Raw genomic sequence first — 24,947 nt, 5'->3', positions numbered from 1 at the left:
GAAAGCAATGAGTGATTTGCAGACAAGGTATCTGGAACGGCTTGCTGAATTGTATCCAACCATAGCGGCCGCTTCCACAGAGGTGATTAATCTGGAGGCAATCTTAAACCTGCCAAAGGGGACGGAACATTTCCTCACGGATATCCACGGTGAGTACGAGGCGTTTTCCCATGTGCTGCGAAACGGTTCGGGAGCTGTACGGCGCAAGGTAAACGATGTGTTCGGAAACACCCTGAGCAGCCAGGACAAGCAGACCCTGGCCACCCTGATTTATTATCCCAGGGAGAAGATGGCCCAGATACTTGAACATGCCAGGAACCGGGAGGACTGGTACAAGATTACCCTGTACCGCCTTATTGAGGTGAGCAAGCGCGCTGCCAGCAAATACACCAGGTCCAAGGTGCGCAAGGCCCTTCCCCAGGAATTTGCCTACGTGATTGAGGAGCTGATTACGGAAAAAGTGGATGTAAGGGATAAGGAGTCCTATTACAATGCCATTATACAGACCATTATCCGGGTGGGCAGGGCAGGAGAGTTCATTGTGGCTCTCTGTGAACTGATTCAGCGCCTTATTGTGGACCATTTACATATTCTGGGGGATATATATGACAGGGGGCCGGGGCCCCACATGATTATGGACAAGCTGATGACCTACCATTCCCTGGATATCCAGTGGGGAAACCACGACGTGCTGTGGATGGGGGCTGCTGCGGGCCAGAAGGGGTGCATTGCCAATGCAATCCGCATCTGCGCCAGATACGGCAACCTGGATATCCTGGAGGACGGATACGGCATCAACCTGCTGCCGCTGGCAACCTTTGCCCTGGATACCTACGGAAATGACCCCTGTGCCTGTTTCCAGCTTAAAGGGGCAAATGCCAGCAGTCCCAGTGAGACGGAACTGAATATCAGGATGCATAAAGCTATATCTGTCATCCAGTTCAAGGTGGAGGGGCAGATTATAAAGGAGCACCCGGAATTCTGCCTGGATGACCGTAGCATGCTCCACCGCATTGATTTCGGCAAGGGGACAGTCCGGCTGGAAAGCGGCGACCATGAGATGCTTGACTGCCATTTTCCCACCATTGACCCGGCAGACCCTTACAGGCTTACGCCTGAGGAGGGAGCCATCATGGAACGCCTGGCAGCCGCGTTCCAGAACTGTGAAAAGCTTCAGCAGCATATGCGTTTCCTGCTGGCAAAGGGCAGCCTTTACAAAGTATATAACGGCAATCTCCTGTATCACGGCTGCATCCCCTTAAACAAGGACGGCAGCTTTAAAGAGGTGGACATATACGGCCGGAAATATAAAGGAAAGCCCCTCTATGAGTGTCTGGACAGTTATGTGAGGAAGGCGTTTATGGCAGTGGACCCGGTGGAGCGGGCAAAGGGCAGGGATATATGCTGGTATATCTGGCTTCATCAGGACTCCCCCTTGTTCGGCAAGGATAAGATGGCCACCTTTGAGCGCTATTTCCTGGCGGACAAGGAGACCCACAGGGAGGAGAAAAATCCATATTACTGTATGCTGGAGGATGAGAATACAGTGGGCCGCATCCTGGAGGAATTCGGCCTGTCACCCCAGGAAGGACATATTGTCAACGGCCATGTGCCGGTCAAGTCCAAAAATGGGGAGAATCCTGTAAAATGCGGCGGAAAGGTGCTGGTTATTGACGGCGGTTTTTCCAGGGCATACCAGAAGGAGACAGGAATCGCAGGATATACGCTGATTTATAATTCTTACGGCCTGATTCTGGCTGCCCATGAGCCCTTTGAGTCCACGGAGGCTGCAATTGAGAAGGAGAGTGACATACACTCAGAGAGTACCATTGTAAAACGTGTGTCCAGCCGGAAGCTGGTGGGGGATACGGATGTGGGCAAACAGCTCAGGACAAAGATTAAAGACCTGGAAATGCTTTTGGAAGCCTACCACACAGGCGCGATTGTGGAACGCTTTCCTGTGAGATAAAAGGATAGGCACAATTTTTAGATTGTGGCCGTCACAATAAGTTGACTTTGACAAATCTTTGTGATATAGTAATCAGGATGATGCAGGTGCATCACAGGTCAAGGGAGACATGATGTATTAAAGTCGCCCTTATTTTATTTAAATCAATAGAGGAGGAAGTAATTATGAAGAAATTTATGGCGTTATCCATGGCCGCCATCATGGCGTTCACTGTGTCGGGATGCGGCTCCAAGCCGGCAGAGACAACAGCAGCAGGCACCACGGCGGCAGAGACTGCAGCAGAAGCAGATACCACGGCAGCAGACACGGAAGCGGCCGGTGAAACCAGCGCAGCCGCCCCGGGCAAGAAGTATATCATCAATACAGATACCACCTTTGCCCCCTTTGAGTTTGAGAATGAGAAGGGCGAGATGGTAGGTGTTGACCTGGATATCTTACAGGCAATTGCCCAGGACCAGGGATTTGAATATGAGGTGGTTCCGGTGGGATTCTCCGCAGCAGTGACCGCGCTGGAGGCCGGCGAGTGCGACGGCGTGATTGCCGGCATGTCCATCACAGATGAGAGGGTACAGAAATATGATTTTTCAGAACCCTACTATGATTCCGGCGTTGGCATGGCTGTCCTGTCTGATTCCGATATTACCTCCTACGACCAGTTAAAGGACCGTAAGGTGGCTGCCAAGATTGGTACAGAGGGCTGCACCTTTGCAGAGTCCATTGCGGACCAGTATGGTTTTGAGGTAATACAGTACGAGAGCTCATCCGATATGTATCAGGCCGTACTGGCCGGAGAGGCAGCTGCCTGCTTTGAGGATTATCCGGTTATCGGTTATGAGATATCCAGGGGACTGGGACTTACCCTTCCCACACCAATGGAAAAGGGTTCCTCCTATGGTTTCGCAACCTTAAAGGGCGCTAATCCGGAGCTGGTGGAGATGTTCAACAAGGGACTGGAGAACATCAAGGCAAGCGGCAGGTACGACGAGATATTGGATACATATATTGCAAAATAAAGACTGCCGGGCAAAAGCCGTCAGGCAGTGCTGCCAGACGCCGGCTCCTGCGGGTTGCAGGGCCGGCGCCTCAATGCCGGTATTTTTAAGGCGGGTGTTTCAACACCGCCTTATGAATGCCGTCTTTTCAATGCCGGCGGGTTATGGATGAATTTAAAGCAATTACACGAAGGCCATGTCAGGCTTTGCTTAAGTGCTTTAAATTTGGCTATAACATTCCATGGGTGCAAAGCACCTCCCTGGAATGACGCACGTCAACGAATAATCAGAAAAGGATGATAGTATGCAGATAGTAAACATCATAACACAGTATTACCCATCATTTTTTAAGGCCCTGGGAATCACCCTGCAGATGACCGTGATATCGCTGCTCTGCGCAACGGTGCTGGGTGTTATTTTCGGCCTGTTCAAGGTCTCTGACTTTAAGATATTAAAACTCATCGCCGATGTCTATATTGATATCATCCGGGGAACGCCCCTGCTGGTACAGGTCATGATTATGATGTACGGCGTGGGAAGCGTCCTGAAGCCCTATGGTTTCCAGTGGAGCAATATAGGCGGCGCATTTACAGCCGGCTGTGTGGCCCTGAGCCTTAACGCGGGAGCGTATATGGCGGAAATTATCCGCGGAGGCATAGAGGCTGTTGACAAGGGACAGATGGAAGCAGCCAGAAGCCTGGGGCTTTCTTACGGCAAGGCCATGCGCAAGGTAATCCTGCCCCAGGCTTTCCGGACCATGCTGCCCTCCATTATCAACCAGTTCATTATTTCCCTGAAGGACACATCCCTTGTGTCTGTCATCGGCCCCAGGGAGCTGACCCAGAACGGTAAAATCATTGCGGCCAATTCCGCTTCCATGGTCATGCCCATCTGGATTTGCGTGGCCCTGTTTTATCTGGTAGTCTGCACCATTCTGTCCAGAATTGCCAAGTATGTGGAGAGGAGAGTGTCCTATGGAAAATAAGATTTCAGTCCATAACCTGAAAAAGAACTTTGGAAAGCTGGAAGTCCTTAAGGATATCAGCATTGAGATAAGAGAGGGGGAAGTGGTGTGCATGATAGGCCCCTCCGGCTCCGGCAAGAGCACCTTTCTGCGGTGTCTGAACCGCCTGGAGAAGATTACATCCGGCCATGTGGTGGTGGACGGCCATCCCATGTCCGACCCTAACACCAATATCAACAAGGTGCGGGAAAACATCGGAATGGTGTTCCAGCATTTTAACCTGTTCCCGCACCTTACGGTGAGGGAGAATATTACGCTGGCTCCCACGGAGCTTAAAATCATGGGAAAAGAGGAGGCCGGTAAAAAGGCCCTTGAACTGCTGGCCAGGGTGGGTCTGGCGGATAAGGCGGAGGCCTATCCGGGACAGCTCTCCGGCGGACAGAAGCAGAGAGTGGCCATAGCGCGCTCCCTTGCCATGAATCCTGATATTATGCTCTTTGACGAGCCCACATCCGCCCTGGACCCTGAGATGGTAGGGGAGGTGCTGGAGGTCATGAAGCAGCTGGCGGCCGACGGAATGACCATGGTGGTGGTCACCCATGAGATGGGATTTGCCAGAGAAGTGGCAGACCGCGTGGTGTTTATGGATGACGGCTACATTGTGGAGGAAGGCACTCCCGAGGAAGTGTTCGGAAATCCCAGGGAGGAACGGACCAGGAGCTTTCTGGATAAGGTGCTTTAGGCAGCAGACAGGCTGCCCGGTCCCGGCGGACCGGACGGCCTGTTTTTATTCCGGCCTGGGGCCTGAACCGGATTTGTAGAAAATAATGCAGAAAATTTTACAAAAATAAGAAAATACACTTGAATTTTCCAAAATACATGGTATAATATCAGTGTTGTGCAGATGTAGTTCATCGGTAGAACACCAGCTTCCCAAGCTGGGGAGGCGGGTTCGATTCCCGTCATCTGCTTTTAAGGCCTTGCAAGTGTGCAGGGCTTTTTTGTTGTCCCGGGACAGGGTATTCCGGTCTGTAAGTCCGGGATACAGAAGGCGCCGCGGGGTGTATGCGGGAATTTCTCACGGCCGGAACTTGCCAAAACAATTTAAATATGGTTTAATACTATAAGACGAAACATATGTACGCATCTGTACATAGCAATATGGAGGAATAGAATGGCAAAGGAACAATATAATGCGGACAGTATTACGGTGCTGGAAGGGCTGGAGGCGGTCCGTAAGCGTCCTGGTATGTATATAGGAGGCGTGGGCTCCAAGGGGTTAAACCATCTGATTTATGAAATCATAGACAATGCGGTGGATGAGCACCTGGCCGGATTCTGCAGCAGCGTATGGGTGACATTGGAAGCCGACGGTTCCTGTACGGTCCGTGATAACGGCCGCGGCATTCCGGTGGGACTTCACAAGAAGGGCATATCCGCTGCAAGAATCGTACTGTCCACCCTTCATGCAGGCGGTAAATTCGATAACGACGCTTATAAGACCAGCGGAGGACTTCACGGTGTGGGTTCCTCCGTAGTTAATGCTCTTTCAGCCCATATGGACCTTAAGGTTTACAGGGACGGCTGCATCTATCACGATGTGTATGAGAAGGGAAGGCCGGTCATTAAGCTGGAAAACGGGCTCCTCCCTGTGATTGGAAAGACAAGGGAGACTGGTACCTGTATCAATTTCCTGCCTGACGGCGATATATTTGAGAAAACACGTTTCAAGGCGGACTGGCTTAAGAGCCGTCTTCATGAAACCGCATACTTAAACCCCAGCCTGACCCTTTACTATGAGAACAAACGGCCCGGAGAGGGGGAAAAGGTGACCTTCCATGAACCGGAGGGCATCGTTGCCTATGTGCGGGAGCTGAACTCCGGCAAGGCGCCTGTCCATGACCCGATTTACTTCAAGGGAACCGTGGACAAGGTGGAGGTGGAGGCCGCCATCCAGTTTGTGGATACCTTTGAGGAGAACATACTGGGCTTCTGCAACAACATCTTTACCCAGGAGGGCGGCACCCATCTGGCCGGCTTCAAGACTAAATTTACGGCCCTGATTAACAGCTATGCCAGGGAGCTGGGCATTCTGAAGGATAAGGATACCAATTTTACGGGAGCTGATACCAGAAACGGCATGACGGCCGTCATCGCTGTAAAGCATCCTGACCCCATTTTTGAGGGGCAGACCAAGACAAAGCTGGCCAGCGCCGACGCCACCAAGGCCGTGTTCACCGTGACAGGGGATGAGCTGCAGCTTTACTTTGACCGCAATGTGGAGGTGCTAAAGGGGGTTATCGGCTGTGCGGAAAAATCGGCCAAGATTCGCCGGGCCGAGGAAAAGGCCAAGACCAACATGCTGACCAAATCCAGATTTTCCTTTGACAGCAACGGCAAGCTGGCAAACTGCGAGAGCCGGGACGCATCCAGGTGCGAGATATTCATTGTGGAGGGAGATTCCGCCGGCGGCTCCGCCAAGACTGCCAGAAACCGCCAGTACCAGGCCATCCTGCCCATCAGGGGAAAAATCCTCAACGTTGAGAAGGCGTCCATGGATAAGGTTCTTGCCAACGCGGAAATCAAGACCATGATAAATACCTTTGGCTGCGGTTTTTCAGAAGGCTACGGCAATGACTTTGACATCACAAAGCTGCGCTATGACAAAATCATCCTGATGACCGATGCCGATGTGGACGGCAGCCACATTGACACCCTGCTTCTCACCTTCCTCTACCGTTTCATGCCGGAGCTGATTTACGACGGCCATGTGTATATTGCCATGCCGCCCCTGTTCAAGGTGATACCCAAGCGGGGGGAGGAGCAGTATCTGTACGATGAAAAGGAGCTGGAACGCTACCGCAAGACGCATACAGGCGACTTTACACTGCAGCGCTACAAAGGTCTGGGTGAAATGGACGCAGAACAGCTGTGGGAGACCACCCTGGACCCGGAGCGCCGGGTCCTGAAGCGCGTGGAGATAGAGGATGCCAGAATGGCTACGGAGATAACCGAGATGCTTATGGGCACCGAGGTGGGACCGCGCCGCCAGTTCATTTATGAACATGCGGATGAAGCGGAGATTGACGCATAGACAGGAGACAATTAGAACATGGCTGAAAAGATATTACGGACTGAATACAGTGAGGAAATGCAGAGAAGCTACATGAACTATTCCATGAGCGTCATCACTGCAAGGGCCATCCCCGATGCAAGGGACGGCCTGAAACCGGTGCAGCGCCGGGTCCTCTATGATATGAGGGAGCTCCGTCTGGACCACGATAAGCCCCACAGGAAATCGGCGCGTATCGTGGGCGATACCATGGGTAAGTACCATCCCCACGGCGACAGCTCCATTTACGAGACACTGGTGGTTATGAGCCAGAATTTCAAAAAGGGCATGGCCCTGGTGGACGGACACGGCAACTTCGGCTCCATAGAAGGGGACGGGGCGGCTGCCATGCGTTACACGGAGGCCCGGCTTGAGAAGTTTGCAGAGGAGGTCTACTTAAAAGACCTGGACAAAACCGTGAATTTCGTGCCAAACTACGATGAGACGGAAAAGGAACCGGAGGTGCTTCCGGTCAGGGTTCCCAACCTGCTGATTAACGGGGCCGAGGGCATTGCCGTGGGTATGAGCACAAGTATTCCTCCCCACAACCTGGGGGAGGTGGTGGACGCGGTCCAGGCATACATTGATGACCCCGAGGTGACGACACAGGAGCTGATGGAGCTGATGCCGGGACCGGATTTTCCCACGGGCGGCGTCATTGCCAACAAGAGCGAGCTGCCGCAGATATATGAGACAGGCATGGGGAAAATCAAGCTCAGGGGCAAGTTCGAGGTGGAGCTTGGCAAGCGCAAGGCAGACAAGGATAAACTGGTCATTTCGGAGATTCCCTATACCATGATTGGCGCCGGAATCAATAAATTCCTGGTGGATGTGGCTGACCTGGTGGAGAGCAAGAAGCTTACGGATGTGGTGGATATCTCCAACCAGTCCAACAAGGAAGGTATCCGTATTGTGCTGGAGCTGCGCAAGGACGCGGACATTGACAAGATAAAGAACATCCTCTATAAGAAGACAAAGCTGGAGGATACCTTTGGCGTCAACATGCTGGCCATTGCGGACGGCCGCCCGGAAACCCTGAACCTGAAGGGCATTCTGAGAAATTTCCTCAACTTCCAGTATGAGAACACGGAGCGCAAATACAATGTCCTGCTCCAGAAGGAAATGGACAAAAAGGAAGTCCAGGAAGGTCTCATTACAGCCTGCGACTGCATAGACCTGATTATAGCCATCCTGAGGGGGTCCAAGAACCTGAAGGATGCCAAGGCATGCCTTACCACCGGCGATGTGACCAACATCAGATTCAGGGTTCCCGGCTTTGAGGAGGACGCAAAGAAGCTGGCCTTTACGGAACGCCAGGCCTCCGCTATCCTGGAAATGCGTCTTTATAAGTTAATCGGACTGGAAATCCTGGCCCTGGAAAAGGAGCACAAGGAAACATTAAAGAAGATTGCCGAGTATAAGAAAATCCTGGGAAGCAGGGCTGAGATGGACCGTGTCATAAAGGAGGACCTGGCTGCCATCAAGGCTGAATTCGCAGCTCCCAGGCGCACACTGATAGAGGACGGACCTGAGGCAGTGTACGATGAGAGCGCTGTGGCTGTTCAGGAGATGGTCTTTGTGATGGACCGCTTCGGATACTGCAAGCTGCTGGACAAATCCACCTATGAGCGGAACCAGGAAACCGTGGACAATGAACAGGTCCATGTGGTGAGATGCCTGAATACGGACAAAATCTGTCTCTTTGCAGCCAGCGGCAGCCTGTACCAGATTAAGGCCATGGACGTGCCGGCCGGCAAGCTCAGGGACAAGGGAACTCCCATCGAAAACCTGAGCAAATTCGACGGCACCAAGGATACCATTGTTTATCTGACCAGCGCCGGGGACATGAAGGGCAGGACATTTATATTCGCCACCAGGATGGCCATGGTCAAACAGGTGCCGGCAGAAGAATTTGAAACCAATAACCGGGTGGTGGCAGCCACCAAGCTCCAGGATGGGGATGAACTGGCGGCCGTCATACCGGTGGAGGGCCAGACCGAGGTGGTGATTCAGACAACGGGAGGCGTGTTCCTGCGGTTTGCCCTGGAGGAGATATCCGTGCTGAAAAAAGCGTCCAGGGGCGTCCGGGGAATCCGGCTGTCCAAGAACGAGGAGCTGGAGAAGCTGTATCTGATTGGTGAGAATCCCATTGTGGATTACAAAGGCAAGGAAGTCCATTTAAACCGTCTGAAACTGGCTAAGAGAGACGGGAAAGGCAGCAAAGTGCGTCTGTAACAGAAAAGGAGGTATAATCCATGTCAGCATCCAACATACCCACGCCCCATATCGGGGCAGGCCAGGGGGAAATCGCCGGGACTATCCTGCTTCCGGGAGACCCCTTGCGGGCAAAGTACATTGCAGAGCATTTCCTGGAGGGCGTGAAACAGTTTAACGGCACCAGGAATATGCTTGGCTACACGGGAACCTATGAAGGCAGGCCGGTATCTGTCATGGGCACGGGAATGGGGTGTCCTTCCATCGGCATCTATTCTTATGAGCTGATTCATTTTTACGGCTGTAAGAACCTGATACGGGTGGGCACGGCAGGCGCCCTGATGCCGGATGTCCATGTGCGGGACATGGTGTTTGCCATGGGAGCCTGCACCACCAGCAATTTTGTCCGTCTTTTTGGCCTGCCGGGGGATTATTCCCCGGTGTGCAGCTACCGTCTGCTGGAGCGGGCCGTGTCAGTGGCAAGGGAGATGGGACTGACATACCATGTGGGCAATGTACTCAGCTCCGATATGTTTTACGCCCCTGCGAAGCAGGCGCAGGGAGGAATGACATGGGCGGACATGGGTGTCCTGGCTGTGGAGATGGAAGCAGCGGCCCTCTATGCCAATGCAGCGGCGGCCGGTGCCAATGCCCTGGCGGTGCTGACCATATCCGACTCCATGGTCACCGGCGAGGCCACCTCTGCCCGGGAGAGGGAGACCAGCTTTACACAGATGATGGAGGTGGCATTGTCCCTGGTACCCTGATGCAGTGGGGATGTTGCATACAAAAAAACGGAAATGTCTTTCTGCTGCGTACAAATGTATTTTTCTAGCGAATAAATCTTGATTTTTTCCGTTGTTTGGTATAGGATAGGGAAAGATTCGCCCCTGCTGTGAATAAATGCGGCAGTTCCGGTGGGCGGGAAAATCAGGATGATGAGGAGAATGATTGATGGAAAAGAAGCTGAAGGTTGGAATATTAGGCGCAACAGGTATGGTAGGGCAGCGTTTCATCGCCCTTTTGGAGAACCATCCGTGGTACGAGGTAGTGACAGTGGCTGCCAGCCCCCGTTCTGCCGGCAAGACCTACGAGGAAGCAGTGGGTGACCGCTGGAAGATGACCACCCCCATGCCGGAAGCTGTCAAAAAGCTGGTTGTGATGAATGTAAATGAGGTGGAGAAGGTGGCGGGAGGCGTTGATTTCGTGTTCAGCGCCGTGGATATGACAAAGGATGAAATCAAGGCCATTGAGGAGGCGTACGCAAAGACAGAGACGCCTGTGGTATCCAATAACAGCGCCCACCGCTGGACGCCGGACGTTCCCATGGTGGTGCCGGAAATCAATCCGGAGCATTTTGACGTGATTCCCTTCCAGAAAAAGAGACTTGGAACAGAGAGGGGATTCATCGCAGTAAAGCCCAACTGTTCCATCCAGAGCTATGCCCCTGTACTGACGGCATGGAAGGAATTTGAGCCATACGAGGTGGTGGCCACTACATACCAGGCTATTTCCGGCGCGGGAAAGACATTTAAGGACTGGCCGGAGATGGAGGGGAATATCATCCCTTACATCGGCGGCGAGGAAGAAAAGAGCGAGCAGGAGCCCCTTCGCCTCTGGGGAACCATAAAAGACGGCGTCATTGTCAAGGCGGAAAGCCCGGTCATCACCTGCCAGTGCGTAAGGGTGCCTGTGCTTAACGGCCACACGGCTGCCGTATTTGTAAAGTTCAGGAATAAGGTGACAAAGGAGCAGCTGATTCAGAAGCTCAGAGAGTTTAAGGGGCTTCCGCAGGAGCTTAAGCTTCCCAGCGCCCCGTCCCGGTTCATCCAGTACCTTGAAGAGGATAACCGTCCGCAGGTAACGGCAGACGTGGACTTTGAGAGAGGCATGGGTATCTCTGTGGGCCGTCTCAGGGAGGATTCTGTATACGACTATAAATTCATCGGCCTGTCCCACAACACGGTAAGGGGAGCCGCAGGCGGCGCCGTACTCTGTGCAGAGCTGCTCACTGCCAGGGGATATATCCAGCCTAAATAGGACGCGGAAGGATTCCGTATCATCATGGAGAAGGAGTGCAGACAATCATGGCAATTGAGAAAAATTCATTCGGGAAAATGCCCGACGGTACAGAAGTTTACAGATACACACTGACCAATAAGAACGGGGTATCCGCATCATTCATCACCCTGGGAGGCGTATGGGTTTCCATGGTGGTGCCTGATAAGGAGGGCACCATGGCGGATGTGGTGCTGGGATACGATGATTTGGACAGCTACCGCAGGAATCCAGCCCACTTCGGGGCGCCCATTGGCCGCAATGCCAACCGAATCGGCGGGGCTGTCATCACCATTGACGGCAGGGATTATAAGCTGGAGGCCAACAATGGTCCCAACAATCTCCACAGCGGACCGGACCTGTACCATGACAGGGTCTGGGACTGCAGTTCCTCTGAGACAGAGGCTGGCAGCAGGCTGGACTTTTATCTGGAGAGCCCGGACGGCGACCAGGGATATCCTGGCAATGCCAGAATTACCGTGAGCTATACCCTGACGGATGAGGACAGCCTTGTACTGGATTATCACATGGTCTGCGATAAGGATACGGTTGCCAATTTCACCAACCACAGCTATTTTAACCTGGCAGGGCATGACAGCGGCCAGGTGATGGAGCAGGAGGTATGGCTCAATGCATCCTGCTATACGCCGGCAGACGAGGTTTCCATTCCAACGGGAGAGATTGCTCCTGTGGCAGGCACTCCCATGGACTTTACTGAGATGAAGGCCATTGGACGGGATATAGGCGCTGATTTTGAGGCCCTTGTATTCGGAAAAGGGTATGACCACAACTGGGTGCTGGATAAGGAAGAAGGAGAGCTGGCCCTGGCGGCAAAGGCCATGGACCCGGCAAGCGGCCGGGTGCTGGAATGCTATACGGATCTGCCCGGAATCCAGTTCTACACAGCTAATTTCCTTCAGGATGAGATGCCGGGGAAGGGCGGAGCACATTATGGCTGCCGCCACGCATTCTGTTTTGAAACCCAGTATTACCCGGACGCAGTCCACAAGCCCCAGTTTCCGTCCCCCTTACTGAAGGCAGGGGACGAGTACAGGACCAGGACCGTGTATAAATTCCTGGCTAAACAGGCGTGATGCTGGTCGCATAGGCCTTGCCGTTAAGGGGCTGATAGATTTCCACAATGGCAAAATGGGGAGTCAGGTCCGGCTGCTCAGGCTCCGCTATGGTCATGAACCGGTAGTTGGTTCCGTTTACCACCTGTTTTGCCACGGCGATGGGCCGGTAGAAGTAATCGGGATGCTCCCCGATTGCATTGTAAAAGATGAATGAATCATATGTGGTGAGATATGGCTGATACTGCCAGCTTCCAGGCATGGAAGTCACCTCCGGAATGTCGTTACAGTAGTTTATGCAGGAAAACCATGAGGGTTCCGCCATAGCCGGCGCCTCATGGTTTTTTTTGATTGCTACAAAGGGAATTTAATGGTATACTATTAAAATACGCGCTCTGCCGCCGGGAAAATCCGTTGAAGGAACCGGGACCGGAGCGCGTGTGAAGAAAGTAAATGAGGGATTGGATGTCAAAATCATTATACATAGCAGAAAAGCCCAGCGTGGCCCAGCAGTTTGCCGATGCACTTAAGATACGGGGAAGGCGGGGCGACGGGTATATAGAGTCTGACCAGGCAGTTGTGACATGGTGCGTGGGACATCTGGTGACCATGAGTTATCCGGAGGCCTATGACATGAAGTTTAAGCGCTGGAGCCTGCAGACACTGCCATTCCTTCCAAAGGAATTCAAGTACGAAGTCATAGACAATGTATCCAAGCAGTTTGAAACCGTCAAGGGACTTTTGAACCGGGCTGATATTGATACCATCTATGTCTGCACGGACTCGGGGCGCGAGGGAGAGTACATATACCGCCTGGTGGCCCAGATGGCCGGGGTAAAGGATAAGAAACAGAAGCGGGTGTGGATTGACTCCCAGACAGAGGAAGAGATACTCAGGGGAATCCGTGAGGCCAAGGATGAAACAGAGTATGACAATCTGTCCGCCTCCGCCTACTTAAGGGCAAAAGAGGACTACCTTATGGGAATCAACTTTTCCAGGGTGCTGACCCTTAAATATGGCCCGGCCCTGTCAAATTACCTGGGAACCAGGTTCACGGTCCTGTCCGTGGGCAGAGTCATGACCTGTGTCATGGGAATGGTGGTGCGCAGGGAACGGGAGATACGCAGTTTTGTGAAAACTCCCTTTTACAGGGTCATGGGTTCCTTTGAGGCGGCAGGCAGGGACGGCCAGCCGGTTCCCTTTGAGGCGGAGTGGAAGGCAGTGGAAGGCTCCCGCTATTTCGGAACCCCTTATCTGTACAAGGACAACGGCTTTAAGGACAGGCAGCAGGCAGAGGAGCTGGCCGCTTTCCTGACGGCGGAGCCGCCTCTCACAGCCACCGTGCTCTCCAAGGAGAAGAAAAAGGAAACAAAGAACCCGCCTCTTCTCTACAACCTGGCGGAGCTTCAGAACGACTGTTCCAAGATGTTTAAAATCAGCCCGGATGAGACGCTTAAGGTGGTCCAGGAGCTGTATGAGAAGAAGATGGTCACTTACCCCAGAACCGATGCCAGGGTTCTGTCCACAGCTGTTTCCAAGGAGATTCAGAAGAACATCGGCGGCCTTAAGAATTATGCCCCCATGGCGGCATTTGCGGATGAGGTGCTGAACCTGGGCTCATATAAGGGGATTGCCAAGACCCGTTATGTCAATGACAAGCAGATAACGGACCACTATGCCATTGTGCCCACCGGACAGGGGCTGGGGAACCTGCGGGGGCTGACGCCTCTTTCTGAAAAGGTATTTCAGGTTATATGCAGAAGGTTTTTAAGCATATTTTATCCTCCGGCCATATACCAGAAGTACAGTCTGGAGCTGGAACGGCAGAAGGAACATTTCTTTGCCAATTTCAAGGTTTTGTCAGAGCCCGGCTATCTCAAGGTGGCGGATGTGAACCTGGCAAAGAAGAACGGGGTGGAGGAATCCTTTGATGAGTCCCGGGAAGATGCCAAAGACGGGGCAGAGGAAGGAAAAACAGCAGACGAGGATAAAAACCGGGGCCAGGAAGGCGCCGGAAACGCTGTTTCTCCAAAAGTTGACAGGACAGTATTGCTCCAGATGCTTGCAGAATTGAAAAAAAATGATATACTTACTTTGGTGGAGCTGAACATAAAGGAGGGCGAGACATCGCCTCCCAAGCGCTATACCTCCGGTTCCATGATTCTGGCCATGGAAAATGCAGGCCAGCTCATAGAGGACGAGGAGCTGCGGGCCCAGATAAAGGGCAGCGGCATTGGTACCAGTGCTACCAGGGCAGAGATACTTAAGAAGCTGTTTAACATCAAGTATCTGAACCTGAACAAGAAAACCCAGGTCATCACCCCATCCCTTTTGGGTGAGATGGTATACGACGTGGTGGACCAGTCTATCCGGCAGCTTCTGAATCCGGAGCTGACAGCCAGCTGGGAGAAGGGACTTACCTATGTTGCGGAGGGGTCCATAACATCAGATGAATATATGGAAAAGCTGAATCGTTTTGTTGCCGGCAGGACAGTCAATGTCATCCGCATGAATAACCAATATAACATGAGAGGTTATTTTGACGCGGCAGCCGCATTCTATAAAACAAAAAAGGAGAATTAATTTATGAAACTGGAACAGATGAAAATCAAAGAACTTTTAGACACAAGCCATACAATCGCTGAAAAGCTGTTTGAGGGCCATGAGTATCCATGGGAAGTTCTGGGTGACATCAGTGGGTTCATCGAGAGTCTGGGCGCCAGCCTTCCGGAGAACGAATACAAGAAGATTGGAAAGAATATCTGGATTCACAAGACAGCTCAGATGGCTCCCACCACTGCCATGGGCGGTCCTATGATTATCGGGCCAAAGGTACAGATACGAAACGGAGCCTTTTTAAGGGGCAGCGTTATCCTCGGCCAGCACGTTGTCATCGGTAATTCCTGTGAAATCAAGAATTCCATCATCTTTGACGAGGCACAGGTCCCCCACTTCAACTATGTGGGCGATTCCATCCTGGGATATAAGGCTCATATGGGCGCAGGCGCAGTGACTTCCAATGTGAAGGCTGACAAGGGGCTTGTAAAGGTCCATGCTGAGGATGGGGATGTGGAGACAGGGCGTAAGAAATTCGGCGCCATCCTGGGCGACCATGCTGAGATTGGCTGCAACAGCGTGCTGAATCCCGGAACTGTCATTGGACGTAATTCCAATGTATACCCGCTGTCCAGCGTAAGGGGCTGTGTTCCGTCTGATTCCATTTATAAGGGCCAGGGCAACATTGCTGTGAAAGAGGCCAGGGAAGTGGAAGCAGAGCCGGAAGTTACCGAGGCGCCTGAGAAGGGAAAAGGCGGGCTTAAGGTAGTAAAATAGACCGGGCGGAAGAGACGGAATCCTAAGACTCAGCAGAAAATCCGACAATAACAATAAGCGGTAAATAGCAGAAAGCCGGACGAAGTGATTGCAGCGTCCGGCTTTCTGTTATTTTTGTTCCGAAGATACCTGTTATTTTTGTTCCGAAGATACCTGTTATTTTGTTCCGAAGATACGGTCCCCGGCATCTCCCAGCCCGGGACAGATATAAGCGTTTTCATTCAGGCAGCGGTCCAGATGTCCCACGTAAATCTGCACGTCGGGATGAGCGTCATGGAGACGCTTAAGGCCTTCCGGAGCAGCTATGATAGCCATGAACTTGATTTTCTTTCCGCCGTGCTCCTTGATGAAGTCAACGGCAGCAACGCCGGAGCCGCCGGTTGCCAGCATTGGGTCTGTGACAATGATGGTGCGCTCCTCAATGGGGTTGGGAAGCTTGCAGTAATATTCGTGAGGTTCATGGGTTACCTCGTCCCTGTATAAACCGATATGACCTACCTTTGCACTGGGAACCAGGGCCAGTATGCCGTTTACCATGCCAAGTCCCGCCCTGAGAATCGGAACCACGGCCAGCTTGCGGCCGGCAATCATGGGAGTCATGCATGTCTCGATGGGAGTCTCCACCTCCACATCCTCCAGAGGAAGATCACGGAGGGCCTCATAGCCCATCAGCATGGCAATCTCCTCAATGAGGGCACGGAACTCGTTGGTTCCTGTGGCTTTATTGCGCAGAATGGAAATCTTGTGCTGAATCAAAGGGTGGTCAAATACCATTACGTTATCCATAAGTTTTGCTGCTCCTTTATCTATTAGAATTAATGATAATTATATATCAAATATCTTATGATATCAACCCCGGGGCTTGTCTTTAAATACGCACAAGACAAATCCCGTCAAAGGGACTATTTTGTAGCTGGGTCAAATGCCACCAGTACGTAGTCTCCCAGGGCATGGGGCACAGGCAGGGAAAAGTAGATGGTTCCCTGTTTTTCATAGCTGAAGGATTCAGGCCACTGGGATTCTGAGGACAGGGGGAAATCCGCGCTGTTAAAGACAGCTGTCAGGGAATCCAAATCCAGGGAAGAGCGGTAGCTCAGGACCTCGGCCTCCACATCAGAGGAAATGCCTGAGAACTTCACGTCGTCGCTGAGCACATAGCCGGCCATGGTGTAGGCATCGGTAAAATCATCCAGTCCCAGGTTCTGGACCTGGAGCAGGTTGACTGTGTTGGAATAGAACATATTGACCGGATGGGCAGCACCTTTTGCAGTCAGAAGGCCGGTGTAAGTGGCGGTGAGACGCTTGCGGTCCGCGGAAATCACCTTGCACTTGATGTCCAGGGTATCGCTGGCCTCGTCAATGTCATTGGCTTTTATGACTGACAGGGCGTTTGCTTTTAATAATTCATTAATCCTGTCCTTTTTTGAGGCGTCATCCATCTGGTCCACCACAGGATACTGGATGGTTACCTTTCCGGATGTATAGGTCTCAATGGATGCGGAAACACTGGAAACAGCGCCTTCCTGGTTTTCCTGGGACTCCTCTGTCTCAGGAGCCTGGGTGGCGGGGGGAAGGGTTTCCGTGGGAGCTTCCGTGGGAGCCTCCGTGTGTATGGTGGAAAGGTCCGCCTTTTCCGGCGTTTTGCTGAGTAGGAGACCGATGGCAACGCCGCCGATGACAACAGCAGCGCCAATGGCTCCTATTAAAATTTTCTTGTTTGTATCCATAATAAATCCTCCTTTGTATTCCGGGCAGCACCCGGATTGTAATTATTATACATGATATTCATGGACGGAGTTTGAAGAAATACTTACAAATTATTGAAGGACTTTTGTGCATATTTTCATTTACAATTTTCCTCTCAGCATTTATGATAGATTCGACACAACTTTTTACTGGAATTGGGGGATGGAATGTGGTACAGGACAGGATTGACTTGAAAAATCTGTTTGCGGAAATCAGACGCAAGGGCAGCACCAGCCAGGTATCCAGGGAGCTGGATGTATCTATGGGAAATATCAGCGACTGGAAAAACGGAAGGAGCGTGCCCAATGCGGTTTCGCTGGTAAAGCTGGCGGACTACTTCGGCTGTTCCGTGGACTACCTGCTGGGCAGGACGGAAAAGCGGGACATGTCATGAACCGGCGGGCTATGGACAGGGAGGATATGCCCAGGCGGACAGTATTATGGAAGAAATTGTGCGTTTTTTGGAGGAAAATACAGAAGCGGAAATCGTGGATGTGGAGAGAGAAATACGATGGAAAACAACGGACAGAGGAGGAACATATGATTCAGTATTACAATGGCAGCATATTTGATTCAAAGGCAGACATCCTGTGCCATCAGGTGAACTGCCAGGGCGCATTCGGCTATGGCATCGCTGGACAGGTAAAAAAGCTGTTTCCTGAGGTGGAGAAAACCTATAAGAGGATTACAAAGCAGTGGATTGAAAAAGAACACGGGGACACGTCCAGACTGCTGGGAAGGGTATCTGCCCAGCCGGTGGAAAAGGACGGACGCTGGTTCCTCATTGGAAATCTGTACGGGCAGAATGATTACGGCAGGAAAAAAATGGTCTATACCGATTATGATGCATTGGAAAAGGCCATGGGGGAAATCCGGAATTTTCTGGAAGCCAGGGACAAAAACGAGACAGTGGCGTTTCCCTACAAAATAGGATGCGGCAGTGCAGGCGGCGACTGGAATATTGTGGAGGATATCATTAAGCGTACGTTTGAGGGGTATTCAGGTGAGGTGCAAATCTGGAAATACGAAGAATAACGGGCCGTGATTTGAAGGAAGAAACCTTCGGCAAAGATTCGGGTAAGAATTCTTTTTGGGGGGAGCCCGGCGCTTCCACAACATGGGGCTGTGGAAGCTGCCGGGCTAGCGTCATTTCTGACCTGATGTGAATATACCATAGTTCAGGATGAATTGCAACGGAAGTCAGCGAAATGTAATGAAGCGTAATGTTTCTTACAAAAAGCTGACTTTTTTCAATGGAATGATTAATCTTTACCATAGGTAAAACGAAAGATTTTCATGATTTCACAGGAATCAAATGGCTGCCAGCAGGAATATTCTGGAAAATGCATGCATATATTATTAGGCCGGCATTTTTAACAGAGGGTTGAAAAAGGCAGAAAGAAGGTGAATCATGACACATTTAGAGCTGGTGGCGGAAATCGGCAGCGGACCCATGGAAATTGTAAAATTGTATCTCAAAGGCCTGCTTTCCTTTGCTGAACTGGAGAACATCCTGGGCAGGGATAAGGCTTGTCTGGTCCATACCTTTGCGGCTGACAGCGGGGCAGGAAAAATCGGGGAATTACTGCTGTCAGGACTGAGGGGTTATATGGTATAATTAAAAAAAGGTATCAGAGGAGGCCAGCCATGAAGAATGAAAAAAACACAGTCATAGGTACTGTATTAGGTGATATAACGAAGATAACCGGAATGGATGCAATCGTAAATGCGGCCAACTCATCCCTCCTTGGAGGAGGAGGGGTGGACGGGGCCATCCACAGGGCCGCGGGAAAGGAACTGCTGTATGAGTGCAGGCTGCTAGGCGGCTGTAAGACAGGACAGGCCAGGCTTACAAAGGCTTACAATCTGGACTGCAGGTACATCATCCACACGGTTGGCCCTGTGTGGAACGGAGGGGAGCACAATGAGCAGGAAATGCTTGCCTCCTGTTACCGCAATTCCCTTTTGCTGGCAGTGGAACACGGGGTGAAGCGGATTGCGTTTCCCTCTGTCTCCACCGGCATATACCACTTCCCGGTGGAGCTGGCAGCCAAAACCGCCATTGGGACAGCCAGGGAATTTACAGAAGGGCATCCGGGTGAGCTGGAAGAGATTCTGTGGGTTCTCTTTGACGCCAGGACAAAACTGGTGTATGATACAGTCTTGAGGAAGCTGTGACTTCCGGGTAAAATCATGTCTCCGGGAGGAGGAGCCATATGGGACAGATGGAACGGATGATTGTGCTGGTATTCATTGTAGCCGCCCTGCTGTTTGCAGGAATCTGGGACAGGCATCACCGCAGATAAGGATGGAGAACCCGCGCAATGACAGAATACGCAAGAAAGAGATGGAATCAGGATGTCAGAAAGAAAATTCGTGATTGTTGACGGCTCATCCCTGCTGTCAACCTGTTATTATGCAGTACTGCCCAGGGAAATTATGTTTGCCAAGACCGACGAGGAGAAGGAAAAGTATTACGGGAAAATCCTTCACGCATCGGACGGGACCTACACCAACGGCATCATGGGGGTGCTGAAGGCCGTGGCGTCCCTGCTGAAAAAGCAGCAGCCGGCCTACATGGCCTTTGTGTTTGACAAGACAAGGGATACCTTCCGCAGGGAGCTGTATCCTGAGTATAAGGGCACCAGAAGCAGGACGCCGGAGCCCCTTAAGCAGCAGTTTGTGCTGATGGAGCGGATTTTGGAGGAGGCAGGCTTTAAGGTGCTCTACAGCGACCGGTATGAGGCGGATGATTACGCCGGAAGCCTTGTCTATAAATTCAGGGAGCAGGTACCTGTGGTGGTGATGACCAAGGACCATGACTACCTGCAGCTGGTAAACGACGCGTACAATGTAAGGGCCTGGATGGTCCAGGCCAGGCAGGAGAAGGCGGAGGAGCTTTACGGTAAATATTACGGGCTTTACGGTCTGGATAAAACGTCGGTAAACCTGCCGGAAAAAACCTTTGAGTTTACGGCGGAAACCGTGTACTCCGAGGAGGGAGTGTGGCCAGAGCAGATTACGGACCTGAAGGGAATACAGGGCGACACCTCCGACAACATTCCGGGAGTCAGAGGCGTTGCCAGCGCAGCCCCTCTTTTGCTGGGTGAATACGGCACCGTGGAGAACATTTACCAGGTGATACATGAGGCGGAGCAGGACAAAAAGGAGATGAAGGAGCTGCAGGACTTCTGGAAGAACAGCCTGGGAATCAGCCGTTCTCCCTACAAATCCCTGACTAAAACAGGTGAGGAAGGGGAACTGTGCGGGGAAGCAGCCGCAAGGCTGTCAAAGGAATTGGCCACCATCAAGACAGACATACCCCTTGACCATGATTTGGAGGATTTTTCCGTGTCATTCTATAAGGAGGATGTACTGAAGGAGTGGTGCAGGAAGCTGGATATTAAGACAGCTTCTGTGTTTGGGAAAAATTAAGATATGGGAACCGCAGCAGCGGGGCCGGATGATGTTATTCCGGTCCCGCTGCTTTTTTGCGCGGGTATATGACGGATTGTATTATGAACGGGGGTATTTGGGGCTTTCGTTGATTTCAAACTTATTCATATCCCCGCGGTAATGGGCATAGGCATAGTCGATTATGGTTCCGTCGCTGGTGGTGGAAATATTATTGAAGCAGAGCATGGGGCTGCCTGGTTTTACTTCCAGCAGCTTGACATCCTCAGGCGTGGCTGTCTCGGCGGAGACAATGGTACGGGTATTGTCAATGCAGGTTTCGGGCCGGGACATGAAGAGATTGTATAGAGATACGTCCTTAAAGTCATGACTCAGTACAAAGTGGCAGAGGCTGTAGGGAAGATAATTCTGAATCGTCACCACAGGCGTTGAATCCGCAAAGCGCCGTCTGAACAGGGATATAACCTTCTCATTGGCCCCAAGGCGGAGAAGTCCCCTGATTCGGTCGTCCGGCGTCATGACGGACATATCTAACAGCTCCGTGTGCGGGGTCTTGCCCAGTTCCTGGATTTGCTGGTGGAAGGGTTCAAAGGACTTGATGAAGCTGGTCTTTTTATTGGGTTCCGTAACAAAGGTGCCTTTGCTCGTCTTTCTGACCAGGTAGCCCTCATTTACCAGTTCGGAAATCGCCTGACGCACCGTAAAACGGCTGATGCTGTAATGGCTCATGATTTCCATCTCGGTGGGGATGGTATCCCCGGTTTTCAGATTGCCGTTTTCAATATCTGTTTTGATGATATTTTTCAGCTGGTAATAAAGGGGAATGGGCACATCCTTATTTATTTCTTTCGTGAACATAGTCATAATTTAAAATCCTTTCAGCTTTAGATGCATATGTATGTACAAACGAAACATCAATTATATTGTAAAGCATGTTGTGAAAAATGCAAGAGAAAATTTGAAAAAATAACATTTTATCATAATTTTGCCACAAGTACTTGACAAACATATCACATTGTGCAATTATATGTATGTACGGACATATGGATGAAGGAGGGGTGGTTTAAAAGGTGGTACTTAGTTTTGGAATGATGGTGTGCGATACCCTTTTAAGACCCGTGGACCGGGATGTCTTAAGCAGAGACTGCACCATGATAGAAAAGCCGGTGCAGGCCTGCGGCGGGGATGCTCTCAATACAGCTATTGGTTTATCGCGCCTGGGCATTCCTGTTACAATGGCGGGGCGGGTGGGAGATGACCTGAACGGAAGGTTCATTCTGGACCAATGCAGAACCCTGGGAATTGATGTTTCCCATGTGGTGACTGACCCGGTTCATGCGACTGCTTCCAGTTTTGCCCTGATTGAGGAAAACGGGGAACGGCATTTTCTGTCGGATGTATCCATTTTTGACGAGGTGGATGACAGGGACCTGCCGGAGGAAGCCATGGAAAATGCAGATATTGTTTACATTGGCTCTGCATGCAGTTTTAACCGGATGAACCAGGGCGGTCTTGCCAGAATCCTTAAAAGGGCCAGGAACCAGGGCAGTATGACGGTTATGGATGCGGCCTTTAACCAGCGGGCATCCTGCTGCCGCTGGATGGATATGTTTAAGGAAGTCCTGCCCTATACGGATATTTTTTTCCCAAGCTACGAGGAGGCGTCGGCCATAACCGGATGCAGGGAGATACCGGAAATCCGCAGGGCCTTAAAACCTCTGGGGCTCAGATATTTTGGAATAAAGCTGGGTGCAAAGGGATGCTATGCCACGGATTTTACCAGTGAGCAATACATAGAGTGCCCCCGGGGAATCCGGGCCGTGGACACCACGGGGGCAGGTGATTCCTTTATGGCCGGACTGGTGGCAGGCATGATTAACGGACTTACATTTTTTGAAAGTGCGGCACTGGGAAGCTCGGTTGCCTCCCACAGTGTCCAGCACATGGGGGCGGCAAACGGCATCCTGCCCTATAAAGAAGAGTTGTATTTATACAATCATCATAAAAATCATAAATAAAGGAGAAAAAAGAGTATGAAATTATCACCGATGAAAGACATTTTGCAGATGGCTGAGGAGAGAAACATTGCCTACGGCGCCTATGTGACTGTTTCCTATGAAACTGCCCTGGCAGCAATTGAAGCAGGGACCCAGCTGGATATTCCGGTTATCTTTATCACGGGTACGGACTGCTGTGATTTGATGGGAGGTTTTGAGGGAACCGTGGAAACCGTCAGGAGGGCCATGAAGGCAGCTGACTGCAAAGTCCCTGTTGCCCTTCACCTGGACCACTGCCGTACATATGAGGAATGCGTACAGGCCATACAGGCCGGATATTCCTCTGTCATGATAGACGGTTCCTCCCTGCCCTTTGAGGAAAATGTGGCTCTGACCAAAAAAGTGGCGGATTACGCCCACTGTTACGGCATCACAGTGGAAGGCGAGTTAGGCAAGCTGGTGGGAGAAGAAGGAAACTTCAAGGTGGAAGGCGACCCTGAATCCGCCCAGACAGACCCGGACCAGGCAAAGGAATTCGTGGAGCGCACGGGCATTGACTGCATTGCTGTCAGCATCGGGACACAGCACGGTGTGTATGTGGCGGCTCCACACCTGAACATTGAACGGCTTAAGAAAATCCATGATGCAGTGGATGTCCCCATTGTGCTTCACGGCGGCTCAGGCACTCCTAAGGAGCAGGTACAGGAAGCCATCAGGAACGGCATCAGGAAAATCAACATTGCTACGGATGTACTGATTGCAGTTGCCAATTCCTTTGGGGATATGAAGCAGAAGCCGGACTTTAAGTACAACACAGGCATGTTTGTAAATTCCCAGGCCTGCGCCAGGGAGTTCATTAAGGGGAAAATGAGAGAATTTGCACTGATGGATTAATCTATTAAAAGGAGAAGATAACTTATGAAAAAAAGTATGAACAGAATCGTATGTGGGATGACAGCAGCAGTGATGATGGGAACATTGACAGCCTGTTTTGGAGGTCAGGGGGAGACACAGCCAGCGCCGCCGGCAGGCAGTGAAACAGCCAGGGATGCAGAGAGCGCCGGACAGCAGGGGGAGGTCCGGGAGGATATGAAGGCCACCGTTATCTGGAGAGCTTTTGACGACCAGTTCCAGAGCGGATTTCGCATCATCATGCAGAACGAGGCCGAGAAGCTGGGCGGTATTACCCTTGATATGCAGGATGCTGCAAATGACGTATCCACGGCCAATTCCAAATTAGAGGTGGCCCTGAGCAAGAAAACGGATGTGGTTGCCATATGCGCGCCTGACAGGGAGAGCATTGAGAACATGATGAAGAAATGCGACGCAGACGGCGTGCCGGCCGTATTCTTCAACATGGAGCCAATGGAAGATACCATGAAACGGTACGACAACATCTGCTATGTGGGCGCCCAGGCCAAGCAGTCAGGTGAAATGTGCGCCCAGGCGCTGATTAACTACTGGAACAGCAAAAAGGACATTGCGGATAAAAACGGGGACGGCAAGCTTCAGTTGGTTATCCTGCAGGGGGAAATCGGCCAGCAGGACGTTACCCTGCGTACCGATGCCTATAAAGAAACCCTGGAAAAGAACGGGATTGAATACGAGATTCTGGCCTGCGATACAGCCAACTGGGACCAGGCCCAGGCGCTGGATAAGATGAACGCATGGATTACGGCCTACGGAATCGACGGAATTGAAGGCGTTCTCTGCAACAACGATTCCATGGCCATGGGCGCGGTGCAGGCTTGCATCAACAACGGCTACAATTCAGGGGATGCCGGAAAATTTGTTCCAATTGTAGGAATCGACGCAAATATTGACGCCCTGGAGGCAATGAAGGCAGGTTCCCTTCTGGGCACTGTGCTGAATGACAGGAAGAGCCAGTCCGACGCCATTATCAATGTAATCAAGGCAGTGCATGCAGGAACGGAAATCACGGAGGACGTGGTTGGCGTGGACTGCACGGTTGACGGGAAGTATGTATGGGTGCCCTACGTGATTGTCGATGAAAGCAATTTAAGCGCAACCCTGGAGGACATGCTGGCAGTGGCCCAGTCCGAATAAGGAACCTG

The 24,947-nt window shown here is 51.6% G+C and carries 24 protein-coding genes and 1 tRNA gene; 21 read left to right on the top strand and 4 right to left on the bottom strand.

All coding sequences use genetic code 11. The annotated features are described in order from the left end of the window. Positions 1 to 7 precede the first annotated feature (7 nt). The 10 genes from FGS84_RS20220 (at position 8) to FGS84_RS20175 (ending at position 12,403) form a co-directional block, all read left to right on the top strand. Complete coding sequence (locus tag FGS84_RS20220; RefSeq protein ID WP_138310197.1) at positions 8 to 1,969, top strand: fructose-1,6-bisphosphatase; 1,962 nt, start codon at positions 8 to 10, stop codon at positions 1,967 to 1,969. A gap of 164 nt (positions 1,970 to 2,133) precedes the next feature. Further along, on the top strand, positions 2,134 to 2,982 hold the full coding sequence (locus FGS84_RS20215; protein ID WP_138310196.1) for a transporter substrate-binding domain-containing protein: 849 nt from the start codon (positions 2,134 to 2,136) through the stop codon (positions 2,980 to 2,982). Positions 2,983 to 3,265: 283 nt separating this feature from the next. After that, positions 3,266 to 3,946, top strand: coding sequence for an amino acid ABC transporter permease (locus FGS84_RS20210; RefSeq protein ID WP_002583318.1), 681 nt, complete (start codon positions 3,266 to 3,268; stop codon positions 3,944 to 3,946). Beyond that, complete coding sequence (locus FGS84_RS20205; protein WP_138310195.1) at positions 3,936 to 4,667, top strand: amino acid ABC transporter ATP-binding protein; 732 nt, start codon at positions 3,936 to 3,938, stop codon at positions 4,665 to 4,667. Before FGS84_RS20210 ends, FGS84_RS20205 begins: the two co-directional genes overlap by 11 nt. A gap of 158 nt (positions 4,668 to 4,825) precedes the next feature. After that, a tRNA-Gly gene (locus tag FGS84_RS20200) sits at positions 4,826 to 4,896 on the top strand. A 203-nt stretch (positions 4,897 to 5,099) separates the two neighbouring features. Continuing rightward, complete coding sequence (locus tag FGS84_RS20195) at positions 5,100 to 7,019, top strand: DNA gyrase subunit B (RefSeq protein ID WP_138310194.1); 1,920 nt, start codon at positions 5,100 to 5,102, stop codon at positions 7,017 to 7,019. Between the two features lie 18 nt (positions 7,020 to 7,037). Beyond that, positions 7,038 to 9,272 carry a DNA topoisomerase (ATP-hydrolyzing) gene (locus FGS84_RS20190; protein WP_138310193.1) on the top strand — a complete coding sequence of 745 codons (2,235 nt, stop codon included), beginning with the start codon at positions 7,038 to 7,040 and terminating at the stop codon, positions 9,270 to 9,272. Positions 9,273 to 9,292: 20 nt separating this feature from the next. Further along, entirely contained in the window at positions 9,293 to 10,018 is a 726-nt protein-coding gene (gene deoD, locus FGS84_RS20185) for a purine-nucleoside phosphorylase (RefSeq protein WP_138310192.1), read from the top strand. A gap of 187 nt (positions 10,019 to 10,205) precedes the next feature. Next, positions 10,206 to 11,291, top strand: coding sequence for an aspartate-semialdehyde dehydrogenase (asd, locus tag FGS84_RS20180; protein WP_138310191.1), 1,086 nt, complete (start codon positions 10,206 to 10,208; stop codon positions 11,289 to 11,291). Positions 11,292 to 11,338: 47 nt separating this feature from the next. After that, positions 11,339 to 12,403: an aldose epimerase family protein gene (locus FGS84_RS20175; protein WP_138310190.1), complete on the top strand. Its 1,065-nt coding sequence runs from the start codon at positions 11,339 to 11,341 to the stop codon at positions 12,401 to 12,403. On the opposite strand, the gene FGS84_RS20170 is transcribed toward FGS84_RS20175, so the two are convergent. Next, on the bottom strand, positions 12,390 to 12,644 hold the full coding sequence (locus FGS84_RS20170; protein ID WP_138310189.1) for a hypothetical protein: 255 nt from the start codon (positions 12,642 to 12,644) through the stop codon (positions 12,390 to 12,392). The two genes, FGS84_RS20175 and FGS84_RS20170, sit on opposite strands and share 14 nt — an antisense overlap. Before the next feature lie 203 nt (positions 12,645 to 12,847). Here FGS84_RS20170 and FGS84_RS20165 point away from each other — a divergent pair, with 203 nt between their 5' ends. Together FGS84_RS20165 and FGS84_RS20160 are read left to right on the top strand one after the other, a co-directional pair. After that, positions 12,848 to 14,965, top strand: coding sequence for a DNA topoisomerase (locus tag FGS84_RS20165; RefSeq protein ID WP_138310188.1), 2,118 nt, complete (start codon positions 12,848 to 12,850; stop codon positions 14,963 to 14,965). Between the two features lie 3 nt (positions 14,966 to 14,968). Further along, positions 14,969 to 15,715, top strand: a complete 747-nt coding sequence (locus FGS84_RS20160; protein ID WP_138310187.1) for a UDP-N-acetylglucosamine pyrophosphorylase — start codon at positions 14,969 to 14,971, stop codon at positions 15,713 to 15,715. A 156-nt stretch (positions 15,716 to 15,871) separates the two neighbouring features. Here FGS84_RS20160 and upp read toward each other — a convergent pair whose 3' ends face one another. Both upp and FGS84_RS20150 read right to left on the bottom strand, forming a co-directional pair. After that, the gene (gene upp / locus FGS84_RS20155) at positions 15,872 to 16,501 is read right to left on the bottom strand and encodes a uracil phosphoribosyltransferase (protein ID WP_138310186.1); all 630 of its coding nucleotides are present in this window, start codon (positions 16,499 to 16,501) and stop codon (positions 15,872 to 15,874) included. A 116-nt stretch (positions 16,502 to 16,617) separates the two neighbouring features. Continuing rightward, positions 16,618 to 17,442 carry a DUF4163 domain-containing protein gene (locus FGS84_RS20150; protein WP_138310185.1) on the bottom strand — a complete coding sequence of 275 codons (825 nt, stop codon included), beginning with the start codon at positions 17,440 to 17,442 and terminating at the stop codon, positions 16,618 to 16,620. A 188-nt stretch (positions 17,443 to 17,630) separates the two neighbouring features. On the opposite strand from FGS84_RS20150, the gene FGS84_RS20145 reads away from it, so the two are divergent. The 6 genes from FGS84_RS20145 to FGS84_RS20120 all read left to right on the top strand — a co-directional run bounded on the left by FGS84_RS20145 (position 17,631) and on the right by FGS84_RS20120 (position 20,896). Further along, positions 17,631 to 17,855: a helix-turn-helix transcriptional regulator gene (locus FGS84_RS20145; protein WP_138310184.1), complete on the top strand. Its 225-nt coding sequence runs from the start codon at positions 17,631 to 17,633 to the stop codon at positions 17,853 to 17,855. A gap of 46 nt (positions 17,856 to 17,901) precedes the next feature. Continuing rightward, positions 17,902 to 18,033, top strand: coding sequence for a hypothetical protein (locus FGS84_RS31830; RefSeq protein WP_264469627.1), 132 nt, complete (start codon positions 17,902 to 17,904; stop codon positions 18,031 to 18,033). Continuing rightward, positions 18,002 to 18,496 (top strand): macro domain-containing protein, encoded by a 495-nt coding sequence (locus tag FGS84_RS20135; protein WP_138310183.1) that lies wholly within the window; start codon positions 18,002 to 18,004, stop codon positions 18,494 to 18,496. Before FGS84_RS31830 ends, FGS84_RS20135 begins: the two co-directional genes overlap by 32 nt. Before the next feature lie 376 nt (positions 18,497 to 18,872). Beyond that, the gene (locus FGS84_RS20130; RefSeq protein WP_138310182.1) at positions 18,873 to 19,079 is read left to right on the top strand and encodes a hypothetical protein; all 207 of its coding nucleotides are present in this window, start codon (positions 18,873 to 18,875) and stop codon (positions 19,077 to 19,079) included. Between the two features lie 29 nt (positions 19,080 to 19,108). After that, complete coding sequence (locus FGS84_RS20125) at positions 19,109 to 19,639, top strand: O-acetyl-ADP-ribose deacetylase (protein ID WP_138310181.1); 531 nt, start codon at positions 19,109 to 19,111, stop codon at positions 19,637 to 19,639. Between the two features lie 180 nt (positions 19,640 to 19,819). Next, complete coding sequence (locus tag FGS84_RS20120) at positions 19,820 to 20,896, top strand: 5'-3' exonuclease H3TH domain-containing protein (protein WP_138310180.1); 1,077 nt, start codon at positions 19,820 to 19,822, stop codon at positions 20,894 to 20,896. Positions 20,897 to 20,977: 81 nt separating this feature from the next. Here the strand turns inward: FGS84_RS20120 and FGS84_RS20115 are convergent, their stop codons facing one another. After that, positions 20,978 to 21,739: a GntR family transcriptional regulator gene (locus FGS84_RS20115; RefSeq protein WP_138310179.1), complete on the bottom strand. Its 762-nt coding sequence runs from the start codon at positions 21,737 to 21,739 to the stop codon at positions 20,978 to 20,980. Positions 21,740 to 21,945: 206 nt separating this feature from the next. Here FGS84_RS20115 and FGS84_RS20110 point away from each other — a divergent pair, with 206 nt between their 5' ends. From FGS84_RS20110 to FGS84_RS20100, 3 genes are read left to right on the top strand one after another with little or no spacing between them, the layout of a single operon-like run. Further along, a complete protein-coding gene (locus tag FGS84_RS20110; protein WP_138310178.1) occupies positions 21,946 to 22,893 on the top strand; it encodes a carbohydrate kinase family protein in 948 nt (315 codons plus the stop codon). 15 nt (positions 22,894 to 22,908) lie between these two features. Continuing rightward, positions 22,909 to 23,766: a class II fructose-bisphosphate aldolase gene (locus FGS84_RS20105; RefSeq protein WP_138310177.1), complete on the top strand. Its 858-nt coding sequence runs from the start codon at positions 22,909 to 22,911 to the stop codon at positions 23,764 to 23,766. Between the two features lie 24 nt (positions 23,767 to 23,790). Beyond that, positions 23,791 to 24,939: a galactose ABC transporter substrate-binding protein gene (locus FGS84_RS20100; protein WP_138310176.1), complete on the top strand. Its 1,149-nt coding sequence runs from the start codon at positions 23,791 to 23,793 to the stop codon at positions 24,937 to 24,939. Positions 24,940 to 24,947: the final 8 nt, after the last annotated feature.

Source organism: Clostridium sp. 1001271st1 H5 (assembly GCF_005845215.1).
Classification (GTDB): Bacteria; Bacillota; Clostridia; order Lachnospirales; family Lachnospiraceae; genus Enterocloster.
Note: the sequence above shows the minus strand (reverse complement) of the source record. Positions and strands in the feature narration are given on the sequence as shown.

What these genes read in the sequence shown, in the direction of transcription:
- FGS84_RS20120 (WP_138310180.1), top strand. Translation starts at nt 19,820, where the DNA reads ATGTCAGAAAGAAAATTCGTGATTGTTGACGGCTCATCCCTGCTGTCA.
- FGS84_RS20175 (WP_138310190.1), top strand. Translation starts at nt 11,339, where the DNA reads ATGGCAATTGAGAAAAATTCATTCGGGAAAATGCCCGACGGTACAGAA.
- FGS84_RS20170 (WP_138310189.1), bottom strand. Translation starts at nt 12,644, where the DNA reads ATGCCTGGAAGCTGGCAGTATCAGCCATATCTCACCACATATGATTCA.
- FGS84_RS20100 (WP_138310176.1), top strand. Translation starts at nt 23,791, where the DNA reads ATGAAAAAAAGTATGAACAGAATCGTATGTGGGATGACAGCAGCAGTG.
- FGS84_RS20135 (WP_138310183.1), top strand. Translation starts at nt 18,002, where the DNA reads ATGATTCAGTATTACAATGGCAGCATATTTGATTCAAAGGCAGACATC.
- FGS84_RS20215 (WP_138310196.1), top strand. Translation starts at nt 2,134, where the DNA reads ATGAAGAAATTTATGGCGTTATCCATGGCCGCCATCATGGCGTTCACT.
- FGS84_RS20190 (WP_138310193.1), top strand. Translation starts at nt 7,038, where the DNA reads ATGGCTGAAAAGATATTACGGACTGAATACAGTGAGGAAATGCAGAGA.
- FGS84_RS20165 (WP_138310188.1), top strand. Translation starts at nt 12,848, where the DNA reads ATGTCAAAATCATTATACATAGCAGAAAAGCCCAGCGTGGCCCAGCAG.
- FGS84_RS20125 (WP_138310181.1), top strand. Translation starts at nt 19,109, where the DNA reads ATGAAGAATGAAAAAAACACAGTCATAGGTACTGTATTAGGTGATATA.
- FGS84_RS20210 (WP_002583318.1), top strand. Translation starts at nt 3,266, where the DNA reads ATGCAGATAGTAAACATCATAACACAGTATTACCCATCATTTTTTAAG.
- FGS84_RS20195 (WP_138310194.1), top strand. Translation starts at nt 5,100, where the DNA reads ATGGCAAAGGAACAATATAATGCGGACAGTATTACGGTGCTGGAAGGG.
- FGS84_RS20205 (WP_138310195.1), top strand. Translation starts at nt 3,936, where the DNA reads ATGGAAAATAAGATTTCAGTCCATAACCTGAAAAAGAACTTTGGAAAG.
- FGS84_RS20130 (WP_138310182.1), top strand. Translation starts at nt 18,873, where the DNA reads ATGACACATTTAGAGCTGGTGGCGGAAATCGGCAGCGGACCCATGGAA.
- asd (WP_138310191.1), top strand. Translation starts at nt 10,206, where the DNA reads ATGGAAAAGAAGCTGAAGGTTGGAATATTAGGCGCAACAGGTATGGTA.
- upp (WP_138310186.1), bottom strand. Translation starts at nt 16,501, where the DNA reads ATGGATAACGTAATGGTATTTGACCACCCTTTGATTCAGCACAAGATT.
- FGS84_RS20160 (WP_138310187.1), top strand. Translation starts at nt 14,969, where the DNA reads ATGAAACTGGAACAGATGAAAATCAAAGAACTTTTAGACACAAGCCAT.
- FGS84_RS31830 (WP_264469627.1), top strand. Translation starts at nt 17,902, where the DNA reads ATGGAAGAAATTGTGCGTTTTTTGGAGGAAAATACAGAAGCGGAAATC.
- deoD (WP_138310192.1), top strand. Translation starts at nt 9,293, where the DNA reads ATGTCAGCATCCAACATACCCACGCCCCATATCGGGGCAGGCCAGGGG.
- FGS84_RS20220 (WP_138310197.1), top strand. Translation starts at nt 8, where the DNA reads ATGAGTGATTTGCAGACAAGGTATCTGGAACGGCTTGCTGAATTGTAT.
- FGS84_RS20115 (WP_138310179.1), bottom strand. Translation starts at nt 21,739, where the DNA reads ATGACTATGTTCACGAAAGAAATAAATAAGGATGTGCCCATTCCCCTT.
- FGS84_RS20150 (WP_138310185.1), bottom strand. Translation starts at nt 17,442, where the DNA reads ATGGATACAAACAAGAAAATTTTAATAGGAGCCATTGGCGCTGCTGTT.
- FGS84_RS20105 (WP_138310177.1), top strand. Translation starts at nt 22,909, where the DNA reads ATGAAATTATCACCGATGAAAGACATTTTGCAGATGGCTGAGGAGAGA.